General features: G+C 64.5%; 16 protein-coding genes and 1 pseudogene. 4 read left to right on the plus strand and 13 right to left on the minus strand.

The genetic code is table 11. The features are described 5' to 3' along the window. Positions 1 to 265: 265 nt before the first annotated feature. Positions 266 to 1,144: a LysR family transcriptional regulator gene (locus tag HBO11_RS08675; RefSeq protein ID WP_169955278.1), complete on the minus strand. Its 879-nt coding sequence runs from the start codon at positions 1,142 to 1,144 to the stop codon at positions 266 to 268. 132 nt (positions 1,145 to 1,276) lie between these two features. On the opposite strand from HBO11_RS08675, the gene ampC reads away from it, so the two are divergent. Then, on the plus strand, positions 1,277 to 2,419 hold the full coding sequence (ampC, locus tag HBO11_RS08680) for a class C beta-lactamase (protein WP_170058864.1): 1,143 nt from the start codon (positions 1,277 to 1,279) through the stop codon (positions 2,417 to 2,419). A 195-nt stretch (positions 2,420 to 2,614) separates the two neighbouring features. Here ampC and HBO11_RS08685 read toward each other — a convergent pair whose 3' ends face one another. The 7 genes from HBO11_RS08685 to norR form a co-directional block, all read right to left on the minus strand. After that, entirely contained in the window at positions 2,615 to 3,082 is a 468-nt protein-coding gene (locus tag HBO11_RS08685; protein WP_169955280.1) for an SCP2 sterol-binding domain-containing protein, read from the minus strand. Next, positions 3,076 to 3,966: a U32 family peptidase gene (locus HBO11_RS08690; RefSeq protein WP_169955281.1), complete on the minus strand. Its 891-nt coding sequence runs from the start codon at positions 3,964 to 3,966 to the stop codon at positions 3,076 to 3,078. The genes HBO11_RS08685 and HBO11_RS08690 overlap by 7 nt, the downstream gene beginning before the upstream one ends. Positions 3,967 to 3,976: 10 nt before the next feature. Further along, positions 3,977 to 4,972 carry a peptidase U32 family protein gene (locus HBO11_RS08695; RefSeq protein WP_076960737.1) on the minus strand — a complete coding sequence of 332 codons (996 nt, stop codon included), beginning with the start codon at positions 4,970 to 4,972 and terminating at the stop codon, positions 3,977 to 3,979. 183 nt (positions 4,973 to 5,155) lie between these two features. Further along, positions 5,156 to 6,391, minus strand: a complete 1,236-nt coding sequence (glp, locus tag HBO11_RS08700; protein ID WP_169955282.1) for a gephyrin-like molybdotransferase Glp — start codon at positions 6,389 to 6,391, stop codon at positions 5,156 to 5,158. Beyond that, positions 6,388 to 6,942, minus strand: a complete 555-nt coding sequence (gene moaB, locus HBO11_RS08705) for a molybdenum cofactor biosynthesis protein B (RefSeq protein ID WP_169955283.1) — start codon at positions 6,940 to 6,942, stop codon at positions 6,388 to 6,390. Before moaB ends, glp begins: the two co-directional genes overlap by 4 nt. Before the next feature lie 92 nt (positions 6,943 to 7,034). Further along, complete coding sequence (pdxH, locus tag HBO11_RS08710) at positions 7,035 to 7,682, minus strand: pyridoxamine 5'-phosphate oxidase (protein WP_169955284.1); 648 nt, start codon at positions 7,680 to 7,682, stop codon at positions 7,035 to 7,037. Positions 7,683 to 7,782: 100 nt separating this feature from the next. After that, a complete protein-coding gene (norR, locus tag HBO11_RS08715) occupies positions 7,783 to 9,300 on the minus strand; it encodes a nitric oxide reductase transcriptional regulator NorR (protein WP_169955285.1) in 1,518 nt (505 codons plus the stop codon). A gap of 190 nt (positions 9,301 to 9,490) precedes the next feature. Here norR and HBO11_RS08720 point away from each other — a divergent pair. Continuing rightward, positions 9,491 to 9,928 (plus strand): annotated as a pseudogene (locus HBO11_RS08720) (hemerythrin domain-containing protein); the annotation flags it as partial. 40 nt (positions 9,929 to 9,968) lie between these two features. Here the strand turns inward: HBO11_RS08720 and HBO11_RS08725 are convergent. Both HBO11_RS08725 and HBO11_RS08730 read right to left on the minus strand, forming a co-directional pair. Beyond that, positions 9,969 to 10,400: a hypothetical protein gene (locus HBO11_RS08725; RefSeq protein ID WP_169955287.1), complete on the minus strand. Its 432-nt coding sequence runs from the start codon at positions 10,398 to 10,400 to the stop codon at positions 9,969 to 9,971. 10 nt (positions 10,401 to 10,410) lie between these two features. After that, positions 10,411 to 11,598: an NnrS family protein gene (locus tag HBO11_RS08730; protein ID WP_169955370.1), complete on the minus strand. Its 1,188-nt coding sequence runs from the start codon at positions 11,596 to 11,598 to the stop codon at positions 10,411 to 10,413. A 513-nt stretch (positions 11,599 to 12,111) separates the two neighbouring features. Between HBO11_RS08730 and HBO11_RS08735 the strand changes: the two genes are divergently transcribed. Together HBO11_RS08735 and HBO11_RS08740 are read left to right on the plus strand one after the other, a co-directional pair. Then, on the plus strand, positions 12,112 to 12,813 hold the full coding sequence (locus tag HBO11_RS08735) for a Crp/Fnr family transcriptional regulator (RefSeq protein ID WP_170041583.1): 702 nt from the start codon (positions 12,112 to 12,114) through the stop codon (positions 12,811 to 12,813). Beyond that, positions 12,810 to 13,010 carry a protein DnrP gene (locus tag HBO11_RS08740; protein ID WP_169955289.1) on the plus strand — a complete coding sequence of 67 codons (201 nt, stop codon included), beginning with the start codon at positions 12,810 to 12,812 and terminating at the stop codon, positions 13,008 to 13,010. The genes HBO11_RS08735 and HBO11_RS08740 overlap by 4 nt, the downstream gene beginning before the upstream one ends. On the opposite strand, the gene HBO11_RS08745 is transcribed toward HBO11_RS08740, so the two are convergent. The 3 genes from HBO11_RS08745 to HBO11_RS08755 all read right to left on the minus strand — a co-directional run bounded on the left by HBO11_RS08745 (position 13,004) and on the right by HBO11_RS08755 (position 16,783). Further along, on the minus strand, positions 13,004 to 14,845 hold the full coding sequence (locus HBO11_RS08745; protein ID WP_170058865.1) for a VWA domain-containing protein: 1,842 nt from the start codon (positions 14,843 to 14,845) through the stop codon (positions 13,004 to 13,006). The two genes, HBO11_RS08740 and HBO11_RS08745, sit on opposite strands and share 7 nt — an antisense overlap. 72 nt (positions 14,846 to 14,917) lie before the next feature. After that, positions 14,918 to 16,339 carry a cbb3-type cytochrome c oxidase subunit I gene (locus HBO11_RS08750; protein WP_169955291.1) on the minus strand — a complete coding sequence of 474 codons (1,422 nt, stop codon included), beginning with the start codon at positions 16,337 to 16,339 and terminating at the stop codon, positions 14,918 to 14,920. Positions 16,340 to 16,342: 3 nt separating this feature from the next. Continuing rightward, positions 16,343 to 16,783 (minus strand): cytochrome c, encoded by a 441-nt coding sequence (locus HBO11_RS08755; RefSeq protein ID WP_154842703.1) that lies wholly within the window; start codon positions 16,781 to 16,783, stop codon positions 16,343 to 16,345. Positions 16,784 to 16,914: the final 131 nt, after the last annotated feature.

The raw sequence follows: 16,914 nt of genomic DNA on the forward strand, positions 1-16,914 counted from the left end.
TGTTTGAGACCGGTCTTATGGTCGCCGTGGCCATGGTCACGATGAACCGCGCCAACTGGCGTAATTCACGAAAGAAAACCACCACCATGACACTTTACGCACCGCAAGTAGAGGTCAGTTGATGGGGGGCGCAATAGGAGTTAGAAGGGTCGGGGCAACCCCTAGGACTTGTCTCAGTCCGGCCCAAGGGCCGGCTTGAATCGACGAACGGCCCCCCCAGTGCAGGAGCTGGCTTGCCAGCGATGGCGTCCGGCAAGCCAGGTACCTACAGGCCCGTCACCTGCTCCAACAACCATTGCTTGAACGCCTGCATCGCCGGGGTTTCGGCGCGTGATTGCAGGCGCGTCAGCCAGTAGCTACCCGTGGTGATGCCCACGTCGAACGGCTGGCGGATCACGTCCTGGGCCAGTTGGCGGGAGAACATCAGTGCCGGCGCCAGGGCCACGCCATTGCCCTGCAAGGCCGCTTCCATCATCGCCAGGGACGAGTCGAACACTATGGTGCGCGGCACCAGGGTGTCGGCGGGCAAGCCCGCGGCCTGGAACCACAGGCTCCATTCATCCGCCCGGTAAGAGCGCAACAGCGTGTGCTTCAACACATCGCCCGGGCCTTGCAATTGGCGGGCAATCGCCGGTACGCACAGTACGGTCAGCGGCGCCGCCAGCAACTCACAGGCGTGGGTGCCATGCCACGCGCCGGCGCCGAAGCGGATCGCATAATCCAGGCCTTCAGCCGCCACATCCACGCGGTTGTTGTGGGTCGACAAACGCAGGTCGATAAACGGGTAGCGCGCCTGGAAATCCGCCAGGCGCGGCAGCAGCCAGCCCACCGCAAACGTGCCCACCGCGCCCACCGTCAGCACCTCGCGGTAATGCCCGGCCTGGAACTGGCCCAGGGTCTGGGCGATGCGATCGAAGGACTCGCGCAATACCGGCAACAGCGTCTCCCCTTCGCGGGTGAGCATGAGGCCACGGGGCAGGCGCTTGAACAGGGTGACGTTGAGTTGGGCCTCCAGGCTCTTGACCTGGTGACTGACCGCCGCCTGGGTCACGCACAACTCGATGGCCGCCCGGGTAAAGCTCAAATGCCTGGCAGAGGCTTCGAACGCGCGCAGTGCGTTAAGGGGTAAATGGGAACGCAACATGGTCTTAACCCAAATTTTTCTAATGACTGGTGCGAGATATCATCGGTTGTCCGGGACCGGCAAACTGCCTATCTTGGCGGCGCCTGCGCAGGCCGTGATTCCCCCGACAATCCTCAAGGAAGCGACCTCATCATGTACCAACACGTGCGCAACGTCACGATTCTCAGCCTCTTGCTCGGCGCCGGCAACTGCCTGGCCGCCACCGACCTGCGCCAGGTGGTGGACGCCACCGTCAAGCCGCTGATGCAGCAGCAGGCAATCCCAGGCCTGGCTGTCGCCATCGTGCAGGACGGCAAGGCCCGATACTTTAACTACGGTGTCGCCGCGCAGGACAGCCAGCAGCCCGTCAGCGAAAACACCCTGTTCGAGATCGGCTCGGTCAGCAAGACCTTCACCGCGACCCTGGCCGGCTATGCCCAGGCCACCGGTAAGTTGAAGCTCTCCGCCCCGGCCAGCGACTACTTGCCAGCCTTGCGCGCCAGCCAGTTCGAGCACATCAGCGTACTTGACCTGGGCACCTACACCGCAGGCGGGCTGCCGTTGCAGTTCCCCGGCGAGGCGGACAATGCGCAGCAGATGATCGGCTACTTCCAGCACTGGAAAGCCACTTTCGCCCCCGGCACCCACCGCCAGTACTCCAACCCCAGCCTGGGCCTGTTCGGCTATCTGGCGGCGCAGAGCCTGCAGCAACCGTTCGACGTGGCGATGGAACAGACCCTGCTGCCCAAGCTCGGCCTCAAGCACACCTATCTCAAGGTGCCCAAGCCCCAGATGGGCTTGTATGCCCAAGGCTACGACAAGGCCGGCAAGCCGGTGCGCGTCAGCCCCGGAGCGTTGGACAGCGAAGCCTATGGGGTGAAGACCAGCCCGGCAGACCTGGCCCGCTACATGGCGCTGAACATGGACCCGACGTCACTGGAGCAGCCGCTGCAACAGGCCATCGCTACCACGCATACCGGTTACTACACCGTGGGCACTACCACCCAGGGCCTTGGTTGGGAGATGTACGCCTACCCGCTGAGTGTTGACGCCTTGGTCGACGGCAATTCCACACCCATGGCCATGGAGCCGCACCCGGTCCACTGGCTGACCCCGGCACAGCCGTTGCGCGCCAATACCCTGGCGAACAAGACCGGCTCGACCGGCGGTTTTGGCGCCTATATCGCTTATGTACCGAGCAGAGGCATCGGCGTGGTGATCCTGGCGAACAAGAACTACCCCAATGCCGAGCGGGTGAAAGCCGCCCACGCGATCCTGCAGGCCATGGAGCAATAGCCCAGCTTTTTTTAACCCGTCATCTTGCCAATGTGGGAGCGGGCTTGCCCGCGATGGCGGTGGCTCAGTCGACATATCCGGTGACTGACACACTGCTTTCGCGAGCAAGCCCGCTCCCACAGGGGATCTGCGCTTGACTGACTGGCATTAGGGCTTGCCCACTCCCACAGGGGCGCAGCTACGTGGGCTTGATCTTCAGGCGGCCAGGCCCTTGCCGGCTCGTTCCAGGTTGCGCCACAACCAGGGCGGCAACACGTCTGGGTCGAGGCTGTCGATCAGATTCTTCAGGCTCAAACCCAGCTCCGTGTCACCCTCGATCACCAACCGCCGGCGGAAGAACAAGGTATCCGGATCCTCCTGGCGGCTGGCCAATAACAGGAACTCGCGCCAGTTGCCGCTGATGGTCACCTGGGCCTGGGCCTGTTCGGCGATGCGCAGTCCGTCGCGACCCAGGGTCAAGTACCAGCGCAAGCCCAGGTCGGGAATGCGCAGGCACATCCAGCGCCCGCGCAGCAGTTCAAAACCGCCATCGCGCAAAGGTTCGGCCAGGCAGCGGTTCAGCGCCTGTTGCAAGGCCAGGCGCTGCACCACGAACGGCACCTTGCGCATCAACGGCAGTAAGCGGTCGGCGCCCTTGAGCAGCCATTGCTTGCGATTCAGCACAGTCCCACCTCCTCGACCCGCAACATCCCGGCCTGGCCATGCCAGTAGCCATTGCAGCCTTCGACAAACACCGGCGGCGTGGCGCCCTGGCGGACCCGGTCAAAGGCTTCGACGATGCCCACCATGCCTTGCGCCCGTGGGCTCAGGCGCAGCAGATCGGCGCCGCAACTGATCAGCCCCGGGTAGTCGGCCAGCAGGTTGGTGACCTCCGCCGACAGAGTCTGGATACCATTCAAGGTAAACAGAGCCTGCCCTTCCTGGCTGGTCAAGGCCATGCCATCGGGGTAGTTGAGGCAGCAGAACTGGCAGTCATCCTTGGGCCGGTTTTCCGCCCGCGCCGTAAAGCAGCGCGCCGAATAGGCCAGGGGCAGATGCCCATAGGCGAAGACTTCGACTTGCGGCAACGGCCGCCCCAGTTCACGCACCTGCTCCAGCACATCGCCAATCAGCGCCGCCGAACACTCCACCGGCGGCACCCAGCGCATCATCCCGGCATCCAGCAGTTGCACCAAGGCATGGCCGTTATACAGATTCAACGCCGGCCCACCGACAAAGGGCAGCTTGCGCTCGGCGAGCAGTTGCACGGCGCCCATGTCATTGGCCTCGACCAACACCTCGCCGTTGTCACACAGGCGACGCAGGCTCGACAACTCCGAGGCGGCCTCGATCAGGGTCAGGCTCGACAGCACGATTTGCGCATGGCCCGCCGACTGCAATTCGCGGCCCAGGCCCAACCACTGGTCGAGGTTGAACGCGCGGCGCTTGGAGCACACGGTTTCCCCCAGGTAGATCACATCCAGCGGCAGGCTGGCCATCTCGCTGTAGAACTGCCCCAGTTGTTGCTTATCCCAATAAAACAGCACCGGTCCCAGGCTGAGTTTCATGTACGGCTCCTCATTGCCACGAACGATGGTAGGCGCCCAGGGTGGTCTGGCTGCCTTCGGATAGACCGGCCAGCACGCTGCGCCACTGGTCCTTGACCACAAAGCGCTGCGGCGCGCTGCGGTGCGCGTCCAGTGCCGCACGCCAGACCCCGGTGACTTGCTCGACATACGCCGGGCTGCGCTGGCGGCCTTCGATTTTTACCGCTTCGACGCCCATGGCGATCAACTCGGGGATCAAGTCCAGGGTATCGAGGCTGGTGGGTTCTTCGAGGGCATGGAAGCGCTTGCCATCGACCATGAAACGGCCCTTGCACAGGGTCGGGTAGCCCGCCGGTTCGTCCGGTGTGTAGCGGTCGATCAGCACTTCGCTCAGGCGCGCGCTCAGGCCGTCGGCATCTTCGCTCCAGCGCACCGCCTTGGCCGGCGAGCACACGCCGCACAGGTTCGGTGACTCACCGGTGATATACGAAGACAGGTGGCAACGGCCCTCGGCCATGATGCACAGGCTGCCGAAACCGAAGACTTCGATGGGCACCGAACTGCTGGCGGCTACGTGTTTGACCTGGGCCAGCGACAGCACCCGGGGCAACACCGCGCGGCGGATGCCATAGCGCTCGGCGTAGAACTGCAACGCCGCCGCATGGGTCGCCGACCCCTGTACCGAGAGGTGCAAAGCCATCTGCGGATGGCGGCTGCTGGCGTACTGCAGCACCCCCGGATCGCCGGCAATCAGGGCATCCACGCCGTGGTCGGCAGCACGGTCCACCGCCCGTTGCCAGCGCTCCCAGCCCTTGGGCTGCGGGTAGGTGTTGACCGCCACATACAGCTTGCGCTGGTGCTGGCGGATGTGGGCGACGGCGCCGTCGAACTGCTTGTCGTCCATGTTCAGCCCGGCAAAATGCCGGGCGTTGGTGTCATCGCGAAAACCCACATACACCGCATCGGCACCTTGGCGCACGGCGGCTTTAAGCGCAGGCAGATTGCCTGCCGGGCAGACCAGTTGCATGGTTGATCCTCATCAGAAAATTCATCATCAACACCGCATATCCCTTGTGGGAGCGGGCTTGTGTGGGAGCGGGCTTGCTCGCGATTACGGTGTGTCAGGCAATTTAAATGTTGACTGATCCACCGCTATCGCGAGCAAGCCCGCTCCCACATTGACCATCACCACCATCGGCACCGCCGGCAGTTATTGCATCAGTTCGGCAAAAGACACGAACCGCACCAGCCCGCCCTTCTCCACCAACTGCTCACGCTCCACAATCGCCAGGCCATCGGCCCAGCACGCTGCGCTGAGCATCGCCGAGCTTTGCCGGGGGTGCAGCGTGACCCGCGCCTGGCCGTCGATGCCCGGGGTCAGGCGTGCGCGCAGGTATTGGCGGCGGCGGTTGCGCTGGGCCCAGGTAAAGTCGGCGGGCAGCAGCATCGGCACCGGGGTGACGTCAGTCACACCCTGGGCGCGCAACAGGAACGGGCGCACCACCACCAACGCGGTAATCAGTGCCGCCGAAGGGTTGCCGGGCAAGCCGATCCACGGTTTGCCGGCCACATCGCCAAAGGCCAGGGGTTTGCCCGGCTGGATTGCCAGGCGCCAGAAATCCACGCGCCCCAGCTCCTTGATCGCCTGCTTGAGGTGATCTTCCTCGCCCACCGACACCCCGCCAGACGTCAGCAGCAAGTCGCATTCCGAGGACGCCAGGGTCAACGCATCGCGGCTGACGGCCAGTTCGTCGGCCATCACCCCATAGTCATGTACCTCCACGCCCCAGCCTTGCAGCAGCGCAGCCAGGCAATGGCGATTGCTGTTGTAGATTTGCCCCGGCGCCAGGTGATCGCCCGGCTCGCGCAGTTCATCACCGCTGCTCAACAGGCACACCCGCAACGGCCGATAGACCTTGACCTGGGCCAGCCCGGCCGCCGCCAGCAGGCCCAGCTCCTGGGCGCGCAGGCGCTTGCCGGCCGGCAGCAGCAAGGCGCCCTGGGTCACTTCTTCACCCTGCTTGCGCACATGCTCGCCCGTGCGCATCGGCGGGCACCAGATGCGTTGGCCGTAGACCCGGCAACGCTCCTGGGGCACCACGGTGTCAGCCCCGGCCGGCAAGGGTGCGCCGGTAAAAATGCGCATGGTCTGCCCACTGCTCAACGCTGTGGCTGCGCCCTCGCCAGCGGCGATGCGCCCGGCCAGGCGCAGGTAGCCGCCCTCGGCCGGCAGGTCGGCGGCGCACAGCGCGTAGCCGTCCATGGCACTGTTGTCCCAGGCCGGCAGGTTGACCGGGGAAAAGATATCGCTGGCCAGCACCCGGCCCAGGGCCTGGGCGGTTTTCACCTGCTGGGTGGACGGTGGAGGGGGTGCCTGGGCCAGCAGGCGTTCGATGGCCTCGTCCACCGGGATCAGTTCGCCGCTTTCACACACCGAGGTGCTCATGACCGCGCCTCGCAGGGTTCCAGCGCTTGCGCGGCTTGGGCCTTGAGGTGCGGGGCGAAGTTGCACGGCCCGGTGCGGCTGTCCAGCTGCCCCAAGAGGATCTTGTCCCAGCCCGTGCGGCAGGCCCCGGGCGAGCCGGGCATGCAGCACACCAGCACGCCATTGCTCATGCCGGCCAGGGCACGCGATTGCAGGGTCGACATGCCGATCTCTTGCAGGGACACCTGGCGAAACAGCTCGCCAAAGCCTTCGACATGCTTGTCCAGCAATGGCAGCACCGCTTGCGGGGTGTTATCGCGCGCGGTAAAGCCGGTGCCGCCGGTGGTGAGGATCACTTGCACCTGGGGGTCGGCAATCCATTGCGAAATCCGCGCGCGGATCTGGTAGATGTCGTCCACCACCAGGGCCCGGTCGATCAGCGCATGCCCGGCCCCTTGCACGCGGTCGCACAGGGTTTGCCCGGAGGTGTCGTTGTCAAAGTTGCGGGTATCGCTGATGGTCAATACGGCGATGTTCAGTGAGACAAAATTGCGTTGAGTCAGATGTGCCATGGTGAAAATCCCGGGATAAATGAGCAATGGCCCCAGCCTGCACCGCAAAGGCCGGCGGGCCTATTCCTCCGAGGAGGTACCTCTAGGCGGATTCAGGGGGCCAGGCGACTGCGCTGCCAGGTGCCGTCGTGCCGGCGATAGTCGAGGCGGTCGTGCAGGCGGTCGGGGCGGCCTTGCCAGAACTCCACGCGCTCGGGTTGCAGGCAATAGCCGCCCCACTCTGCCGGGCGCGGCGGTGATTGCCCGGCAAAGCGTTGGGTGACATCACGCAGGTGCCCCTCCAGCTCGGCGCGATGGGCCAGGGGCTGGCTTTGCGGCGACGCCCAGGCGCCGATCTGGCTGGCCAGCGGCCGCGAGTGGAAATACTCGTCGGACAGCTGCGGCTCCAGGCGTGCGACCGTGCCTTCGATGCGTACCTGGCGCTCCAGGCCGGGCCAGAAAAAGGTCATCGCCGCGCTGGGGTTGCTCGCCAGTTCCTGGCCCTTGGCGCTCTGGTAGTGGCCGAAAAAGGTAAAGCCCTCGGCACCAAAGCCCTTGAGCAAGAGGATCCGGCAATGGGCGCGGCCCTGGGCATCGACCGTGGCCAGGGCCATGCTGTTGGCCTCCACCGGCGCCACTTCGGTCTTGCGCGCCTGCTCCAGCCACTGGCCGAACAACACGAGGGGATCGTCCTGTACCAGGTCATCCCGCAAACCGTACAGGGTGTAGTTGCGGCGCATCTGTGCCAGGGAAAGGGGCATGGGGCGAACCTCCGGTCAATTCGCCACAGTCTGATCAGCCGACGCCCTGCGCACCTTGATCGCGATCAACTGCGCGCCGCGGCATGGGGTCGCAGCCCGGCTACTTGAGCCCCAGGCGCCGCGCCAGTTTGTGCAGGTTGCTGGAGTCCAGGCCGAGCATGCGCGCAGCGCTGGCCCAGTTATCGCCAGACAGGCTCAAGGCCTGGCGCACCTTCTGGCGCTGGCAGTCGTCCACCGCATCGCTCAAGGTCTGGAATGCCGGCGCCGGCACTTCAGGCACAGGGGCCTGGGCCAAGGTGGCGCTGTCGAGATCCAGCAGCTCGGCTTCCAGGGTCATGATCTGGTTGCGATTGCCGCCACGGCTCAACTGCTTCAGGGCAGCGCGGCTGATCACGTGTTCCAGCTCGCGCACATTGCCCGGCCAGGCATAACCAAGCAGGCTCTGCTCGGCTGCCGGTGACAGGCGCAAGCCGCGCAGGCCCAGGCGCGCGCGGTTGAGCTCCAGGAAGTGCCCCGCCAGCAGCAGCACATCGTGGCCGCGCTCGCGCAACGCCGGGATCGGCACCGGGTACACCGACAGGCGGTGGTACAGGTCGGCGCGAAACAGCCCTTGGCGAATGCTCTCGGGCAGGTGGCGGTTGGTGGCGGCGATGATCCGCACATCCACATGCAACGGTTTGTCGGCGCCCAGGCGCTGGATCTCACCGTTCTGCAAGGTGCGCAGCAGTTTGGCCTGCACACTCAACGGCAACTCGCCCACTTCATCGAGGAACAGCGTGCCGCCGTTGGCCGCGTCAAAACGCCCGGCACGGTCGCTGGTGGCGCCGGAGAACGCGCCTTTGACATGCCCGAACAACTCGCTCTCGGCCAACGACTCCGGCAGCGCCGCGCAGTTGACCTGGATCAGCGGCTTTTTACTGCGCCGCGACAGGCGATGCAGGCGCCGCGCGAACAGCTCCTTGCCGACCCCGGTTTCGCCAAGCAGCAACACCGGCAGGTCCGAATCGGCGAGCACATCCAGCTCGTTGAGCAACTGGTGCAGGACCGGGCTCTGGCCGAGGATTTCGCCATCTTCGACCCTGGGCAAACCCGCCAGCGGTTCATGGCGTGACAGGCGCAGGCTGCGGTTCTCCTGCTCCAGCCGCGTGACCCGCACCGCAGCCTCGATCTGCAACGTACAACGCTTGAGTTGCTCGCGGGCATTGGCGTCGAAGGTCCCGGCGTGCAGGGCATCCAGGGTAATCGCGCCCCAGGGCCGGCCCTCGACGAACAGGCTCACGCCCATGCAGTCATGCACCGGCAGCGGTTCGCCGACCTGAGTGTCCAGCAGCCCGTCGTACGGGTCCGGCAGGCGGCTGTCGGGCTCGAACCAGGTCGGCTCGCGGGACGCCATGATCGCCGCCAGCCGTGGATGCTGGGCAATCACAAAACGCCGGCCGAGGGCCTCATGCACCAGCCCCACCGTGGCCACCGGACGCAGGCTGTCGTCGCCATCCAGGCGCAACAGGCCCACGGCGCCGCTATGGAAATATTCGCGCAGGGTCTGCACCAGGCGTTGCAGGCGCACCGCGTTGGGCAATTCGACAATCAGGTCGGCCGACAGACTTTCACGCAACATGGTCATTACTACCCTTGTATGGTCGGTTCTACCGTGCAGCATCAGGGTGATCCTGACCACTACAAAAAATTAAATGCGGTTTTTCAATGGGTTGGCAATGGCACACGGCATGCAATCAGCGGTGTATCTGTTCACTTGATGAGGAAAGCCGATGAACACCATCGCCCCGGACAGCCTGCCCCAGGCGCAACTGATCGAACATTTGCTGGAGCGCTACCACGCTCGCCACCGCGAGCAACTGCCGGAACTGATCCGCCTGGCCAGCCGTGTGGAGCAGGTCCACGGCCATCACCTGGCGTGCCCCAATGGCCTGGCCGACCTGCTGCGGGATATCGAACAGGAACTGGAGGGCCATATGCTCAAGGAGGAACAGGTGCTGTTCCCGATGCTGCAAATGGGCATGGGTCCCCAGGCCGCGCCGCCGATCCAGGTCATGCGCTATGAACATGAACAACACGGCCAGGCCCTGGAGCAGTTGCTGGCGCTGACCCATCGCATCCAGCCGCCCGCTGACGCGTGCAATACCTGGCGTGCCCTGTATCACGGGCTGGAGGTGTTTCATGGGGATTTGCTGGAGCATATTCATCTGGAAAATGACGTGTTGTTTGTTCGTGCGCTGACAGCCTGACCCCTGCCTGTAGGCGCGAGCTTGTTCGCGCCTACAGGACTCAGCGCAGCATCAGCTTGGCCAGGATCACGATCAGCACCATATGCCCAAGGATGCTGCGGCGGATCCACACCGCCCGCAGCGGGCTCAGGCGTTTTTGCGTCAGCCAGTACGCGAGCAACAGGTAATGCCCGATGATGCTCAGCGCCAACACGATCTTCAGGCTCAACATCGCCGAAAACTGGCTGGCCCAGGGCGCGCCCAGCACGCCGCGGTAGTGCCAGGCCAAGCCGATGCCCGCGCCATACAACAGCACCACCACGCCATGCAGCACCTGCCGCGAACGCCGGGCAATCGCCTGGTCGCTGGTGAACTGAGCCGACCACGCCAGCTCATCACGGGCGCGGTGCCAGATAACCACCTCAAAGAACAGCGTGCCGATAAAGGCGATGGCCGCCAGCAGATGCACGATCAATAACCACGAATAGAGCATTCCCGTTCTCCTAGCCCGGATGGCCGTCAACCCGCGCACGCCACAGCATTGGGGCATAGCGCCATAGATACACACCCAGGCCCAGGGTCCAGCACAGGCCTGCCAGCCACAGCGCGGCATACGGCCAGATCAGCACCAGCAGCACCCGGCTCAGGCAGGCCAGGTTCAATAGGCTGAAGGCCAGGGTCATGCCCTTGGGTGGCGTCAGTGGGCGGCCGGTATGGCCCAGGCTGACCCGCGCGATCATCGCCAGGATCAACCCGCCCATCGCCCCCACCGTCAGCGCATGCACCGCCAGGCTCGGGTTCAGCGGCACGCCGAAATGCCACAGCGCCATGCCCAGGCAAGCCACGGCCAGCCAGGCATAGGCCAGGTGCAGCGACCACAGCAGCGGCACGCGCCACAGGCCTGGGTCGTGCCAGCGCACCAGGCGCAGCAGATGACCGAGCCCCAGCAGGGCAAACACCAGGCCAACCCAAAGGCTGGGCAGCAGCGCCACACCGCTGGCATACAGCAGCGCCACCAACGCCGAGCCTGCCAACAGCAGGTAATCCAGCCACGGCCAGGGCTTCACTGCTTCAGTGCGCCCCAGGCCGCGCTGGGTGAAGAACGGAATCACCCGCCCGCCGATCAAGCCCATCATCGCCGCCACCAGCCACAACCCGGTCAACACCGCCTGGCGCTGCCAGCCTTCGTCACCGCGCAGCAGGCCATACAGGGACAGGCCATCGGCCAGGGTCAACAGCAGCAGGACCAGCACAATCGGGTAGTTGCGTTGTTGCCGCACTTTCCACAGGGTCCAGCCCATCAGCCCGGCGACCGCCAGGGGAAAGCTCAGTTCCAGCACAGCCAGCAACGGCCATGGCAGGTTGAACAGCCACGCCAGGCGTGCGCCCAGCCATAACCCGGCCAGCACCGCGAGGGGCGCGCCACTGATGCCGGGGCGGCCGGTCCAGGTCTGCACCGCCGTCAGCAGGAACCCGCCGATGATTGCCAGGGCGAAACCGAACAGCAGTTCATGTCGATGCCACGCCAGCCAGCCACCCGCCGGTTGCCAGCCCGCATCGCCGGCCAGGGCCAGTAGCCACAAGGGAATCGCCAGCAGCGCCAACAGGCAGCCACCGAGGAAAAATGGCCGGAAAGCCAGGCGAAACAACGGGGTTATCGACATGGCCTTGCGTCGATCCAGCACGTGCATACCACCACTCCTCAAGTCATTGCCGGCCCGATCATCCGGGATTGCCCGCCCCTGGCCCTTGTCGCAGATCAAGCAGGGCTCCTGGGCGGCGCACTATCCTGGGGGCCGTCGCGCAATCAGTGTTGCAAAGGCCGGGCCGAATGCCCCAGTGCGCCGCCCTACACCTGTAGGAGCTGGCTTGCCTGCGATGCAAACACCTCGATCTGGTGGGTACACCGCAGCGATGCCATCGCTGGCAAGCCAGCTCCTACAGGGGGTTAGCGTTGCCTAGGAGGGTGTAAATGACCATTAGAGGGTTAAAAAGACCCATACAGTCAGGGTCATTCTGACCATGTAGGCGCTACAGCCCAGGTTTTACACGGCCCGTGCCTTGGCCCAGCTCTTGCTCTAGCCGGTTATCCCTTATTACTGCCCCCACGGAGTCCCCATGAAAAAAGTCATCCAGCCCCTGGCCTGGTTCGTGATTCTCGGTTCGATGATGGCGGCGGCCAGTGGCCTGTCGTTGTGGCTTGTATGATCAGCGACACGCCGAGGGTCCTGCACCGCGTGCATCATCAGATCCTGCGCAGCCATCACCTGTTCGAGCCGCTCAACGAAGAGCAGATGGACGAGCTGATGGCCAGCAGTCAGTTGCTCAGTGTCGACAAGGGCGAGCCGCTGTTCCGCCAGGGCGAACCGGCCGATGGCTTTTACTTTGTGATTGCCGGCGCGGTGAAGATCTACCGCCTGACCCCGGACGGCCAGGAAAAGGTCTTTGAAGTGATCGGCGAGCGGCAGACCTTCGCCGAGGCGATGATGCTGATGGACACGCCCAACTACGTGGCCTGCGCCGAGGCGGTGTGCCCCACGCAGTTGTATCGCCTGTCCAACGCCACCTATATGCGCCTGCTCCACAGCAACAGCCGCCTGACCTTCGCCCTGCTGGGCAAGTTGTGTGTGCGCCTGCACCAGCGGGTCAACGAGATCGAGACCCTGTCCCTGAAAAACGCCACCCACCGCGTGGTGCGCTACTTGCTGACGCAATTGGTGCGCTTGCACAGTGTCGACAGTTCGTTCGAACTGCCCATGGCCAAGCAGTTGATCGCCGGGCACTTGTCGATCCAGCCGGAGACGTTCTCGCGGATCATTCGCCGGCTGATCGATGAAAAAATCATCACCCAGGACGGTCGGCAGATCGCCATTCTTGATCGCCTGCGCCTGGAGCAATTTGAATGAGCGCAGCGCGAGTCTGCCTGTATTGCCAGCATGCCAACCCGCCACCCCACGCGGCCTGCGAACGCTGCGCCATGCCTCTGCCCGTCTCCACCGCCAGCCTTGAGGCGCGGCGGCTCAAGCGCTTCCAATGGTTCTGCCTGGGGCTGGCGGTGTTCTGCATCACGATGTTCTTCTGGCTGCCCCGGGACTTTTACTGATCTTCGGTCAACTGCCGGTAGAGCTGCGGCAAGCGCAGCGGCAGTTGTTCCGGCTGGCGGATCAGGGTGTAACCGTGGGCGCCGAACATGTACGGCAGGTACTCCCCGGCCTGTTTATCGATCGTGATGCAGAACGGCACCAGGCCCTGGCGCCGCGCTTCTAGCACGGCCTGGCGGGTGTCCTCCACGCCGTAGCGGCCCTCGTACAGGTCCAGGTCATTGGGCTTGCCATCGGTCACAATCAGCAGCAGTTTGCGCCGTTGTCTACAGGCGCCCAGGGTCTGGGTGGCCTGGCGGATGGCGGCGCCCATGCGTGTGTAGTAACCCGGTTTCAGGCCCTGGATGCAGCCACGGATGTGGTCGTCGTAGGGTTGCTGGAATGACTTGAGCTGTTGCAGGCGCACCTGCTGGCGACGCAAGGACGAAAAGCCATACAAGGCAAACGCATCGCCCAGGCCCGCCAGGCTTTCGCCAAACAGCAGCAGGCTGTCGCGGATCACGTCGATGACCTTTTGCGTATCGTTCAAATGGGCGTCGGTGGACATCGACAAATCGGCCAGCAGCAAACAGGCCAAGTCGCGCCGGGTGCGGCGCTGCTCCTTGAACAGGCCGCGCTCGGCGCATGCGCCGTGCTGGCGCTCGACATAAAAATCCAGCCACGCCTGCAGGTCCAGTTCCGCGCCCTGGGGCTGTTGGCGCAGCCATTGGCGGTCGGTGCGCAGTTGCTGGAACTGGCGGCGCAAACGCGCGGCCTGGGGCAGCAGGCGAGCCGGCAGCGGCTGGGGCGCGCTGTCGCGGGGTTGCAGCAGTTGCAGGTTGACGAAGTTGGCTTGCAGGCGCTGCTGACGGTAGTCCCACTCTGGCAGCTTGATGCCTGCGCCCAGGGGGATGTCATCGACATCGGCCGGCGGCAAATCCAGGTGCAGCTTGAGCCCGCCGCTCTTGCGCACGCGCTGGCGTGACAGGCTCAACTGGTCGAGGTCTTCGGCGACCCGCGCGGCATCTTCGTCTTCGGAGTCGTCGGCCCAGCGGTCCAGATCGACGTGCTCGGTCCAACTGAACAGGTTTTCCAGGCGCACCACCAACAGGCCACCGTCGCGGCTGTTGTCGTCGACCCGGTTGGCCTGCTTGGGCGCGCCCTGTTGTTCGCCAGGCCGCGTCGTCAGGTCGTCGCCCTCGTCGTCCTGATCTGCGGCCTGTGGGCTGTGCAGGTGCAAGGGTGGATACAGCCACAGCGGCAACGGCCAGGCGGCGCGCTCGCTGCGGGGTAGCTGGCGCACGCTGCCGGGTTCGCGCAGGGCCTTGCGCAAGGCTTTTTCCACGGCGGCTTCAGCGGGGTTGAGGGTAGCGGGATCGGGGCGCAATTGCAGGTGGGCGTCCACCAGGCGCTGATAGCTGGGGAGCATGGCCGGGTAACGCTGCAACAGCAGCCAGGTCCAGCGCTGGTTATCCCGGGCCCAGTGGGTCATCGGCCCGGCATGGGCGGCCAGCAGCGCCAGCCAGCGGTACAGCTCCAGGTTCAGGGCCACCGAGGGAAACACCGCCAGGCTTGCCGGCAGGCGCAGGCGATGGCCGTCGCACGAGGCCAGGGGCGCCTGCCGGCAGGTGCCGGCGATGCGCATCAACAGGTTGCGGCGCAGCAGCAGGTCGCGCTCGCTGGCGGCTTCCACGGCTATCCCATGGGCACCGCCCAGGGCGCGGAACAACAGGGCCAGGCTGCGCTGGCGGTCGACCAGATCGACCCGCGCCTCGGGGAAGTCGGCATTGGCGCGACGGGTGATAAAGCGGTGCCAGACACTGCCGACCCACTCTTCCAACTCAAGGGTAAAGGCCATGTGAAGTACTCCAGACGTAAAACGGCCCGCAGTACCTGCCGGGCCGCCCTCTTGGGGATTAACGTTGACCGCTCAAGCGGTCACGGGGGTGGCAGAGTCCAAGCCTTTGCCCCGCTGCCGGAAGCTCCACAGGTAGCAGAGCAGGCCCAGCAGGAACACCACGCCACTGGCCAGCCGTGCCCAGAACAGCACCGTCAGGTGGTCCATGGTGGCCATGAACGGCAGCGCCACACCGTCCACTTGCCAGCGTTGCAACCAGACCTGCACGGCACCGGCAGCGGTGAGGAACAGGGTGATCATCACCATCGACAGGACCATCATCCAGAAGCCCCAGATCTCCAGGGTCTGGGAGCGTGCATCCGGTGCTTCACCGATACCGCGCAGGCGGGGCATGGCGTAGCTGATCAAGGTCATCACAATCATGGCGTAGGCGCCGAAGAACGCCAGGTGGCCGTGGGCGGCAGTCAATTGGGTGCCGTGGGTGTAGAAGTTGACCGGTGCCAGGGTGTGCAGGAACCCCCAGACCCCGGCGCCGAAGAACGCGGTGACCGTGGTGCCCTTGGCCCACAACGTGGCCGCCCGGTTCGGGTGCTGGCGCCGGCGCTGTTTGACCATGGTGAAGGCGAACATCACCATCGCCAGGAACGGCAGCGGCTCCAGGGCCGAGAAGATCGAGCCGACCCACAACCACACCTCGGGCGCGCCGATCCAGAAGAAGTGGTGACCGGTGCCGATGATCCCGGTGATCAGGGCCATGGCGATGATCACGTACAGCCATTTTTCCACGACCTCGCGGTCGACGCCGGTGACCTTGATCAGCACAAAGGCGAGCATCGAACCCATGATCAGCTCCCACACGCCTTCAACCCAAAGATGCACCACCCACCACCAGTAGAACTTGTCCCGCGCCAGGTTGCCGGGGTTGTAGAACGAGAACAGGAAGAACACCGCCAGGCCGATCAGCCCGGTCATCATCACCATGCTCACCGTGGTCTTGCGGCCCTTGAGCAGGGTCATGCCGATGTTGTAGAGAAAGCCCAGGCACACGACCACGATGCCCATCTTGGTGATGGTCGGCTGCTCCAGGAACTCCCGGCCCATGGTTGGCAACAACTCGTTGTGGGTCAGCTTGGCCAGGGCCGCGTAGGGCACCAGCAAGTAGCCGAGGATGGTCAACACGCCGGCGACGGCGAACACCCAGAACAGCAGGATTGCCAGCTTGGGGCTGTGCAACTCGCGGTCGGCCTCTTCCGGCACCAGGTAATAGGCGGCGCCCATGAACCCGAACAGCAGCCAGACGATCAGCAGGTTGGTGTGGACCATGCGGGCCACGTTGAAGGGGATCAACGGGAACAGAAAGTCGCCGACCACGTATTGCAGGCCCATGATCAAACCGAACAGCACCTGGCCCAGGAACAGGATCAGGGCGAATACAAAGTAGGGTTTGGCCACGGCCTGGGATTGGAATTTCAGATATGGATTGACGGTACGCATCCCTTAGCCCTCCTTGTTTGGCGGCCAGCCATTGGTGTTGATCTTCGAGCTCCATTTGAGGAACTCGGCCATATCGTCCACCTCCTGGTCGCTAAGGTTGAATTGCGGCATCGCACGCCGGCCGGGAACGCCCAAGGGTTGCATCTTCATCCAGGCGTGCAGGAATGGCTTGAACGCTTCCTCGCCGCCGCGGCGGTTGAACACATTGCCCAACTCCGGCGCAAAGTACGCACCCTCGCCCAGCAGGGTGTGGCAGCCGACGCAGTTGTTGCGCTCCCAGACGCCCTTGCCGCGTACCACCGATTCGGTGAGTTGGTCCTGGTTACTGCGCGAGGGAAAGGTTTGTTCGGTGTGGTAGGTCAGGGCCAGGAATATCAGGAAGAAGAACACGCTTCCTCCGAAGTAGATATTCCTGGCCATGCCCTTGGTGAAGGTCTCTGACATGGTCGCTTCCTCATTGCTTGGCAGGGGCCATGATAGAAAGCCGGGGGGTAAAAGCTGCTTGATGGCGATCAAGAAATGCCGATGGTTTTGGTCGGGTATTGATTGTCGAGACGTGCGTGCCCCTGTAGGAG

Source organism: Pseudomonas sp. WS 5010, from assembly GCF_012985565.1.
GTDB lineage: Bacteria > Pseudomonadota > Gammaproteobacteria > Pseudomonadales > Pseudomonadaceae > Aquipseudomonas.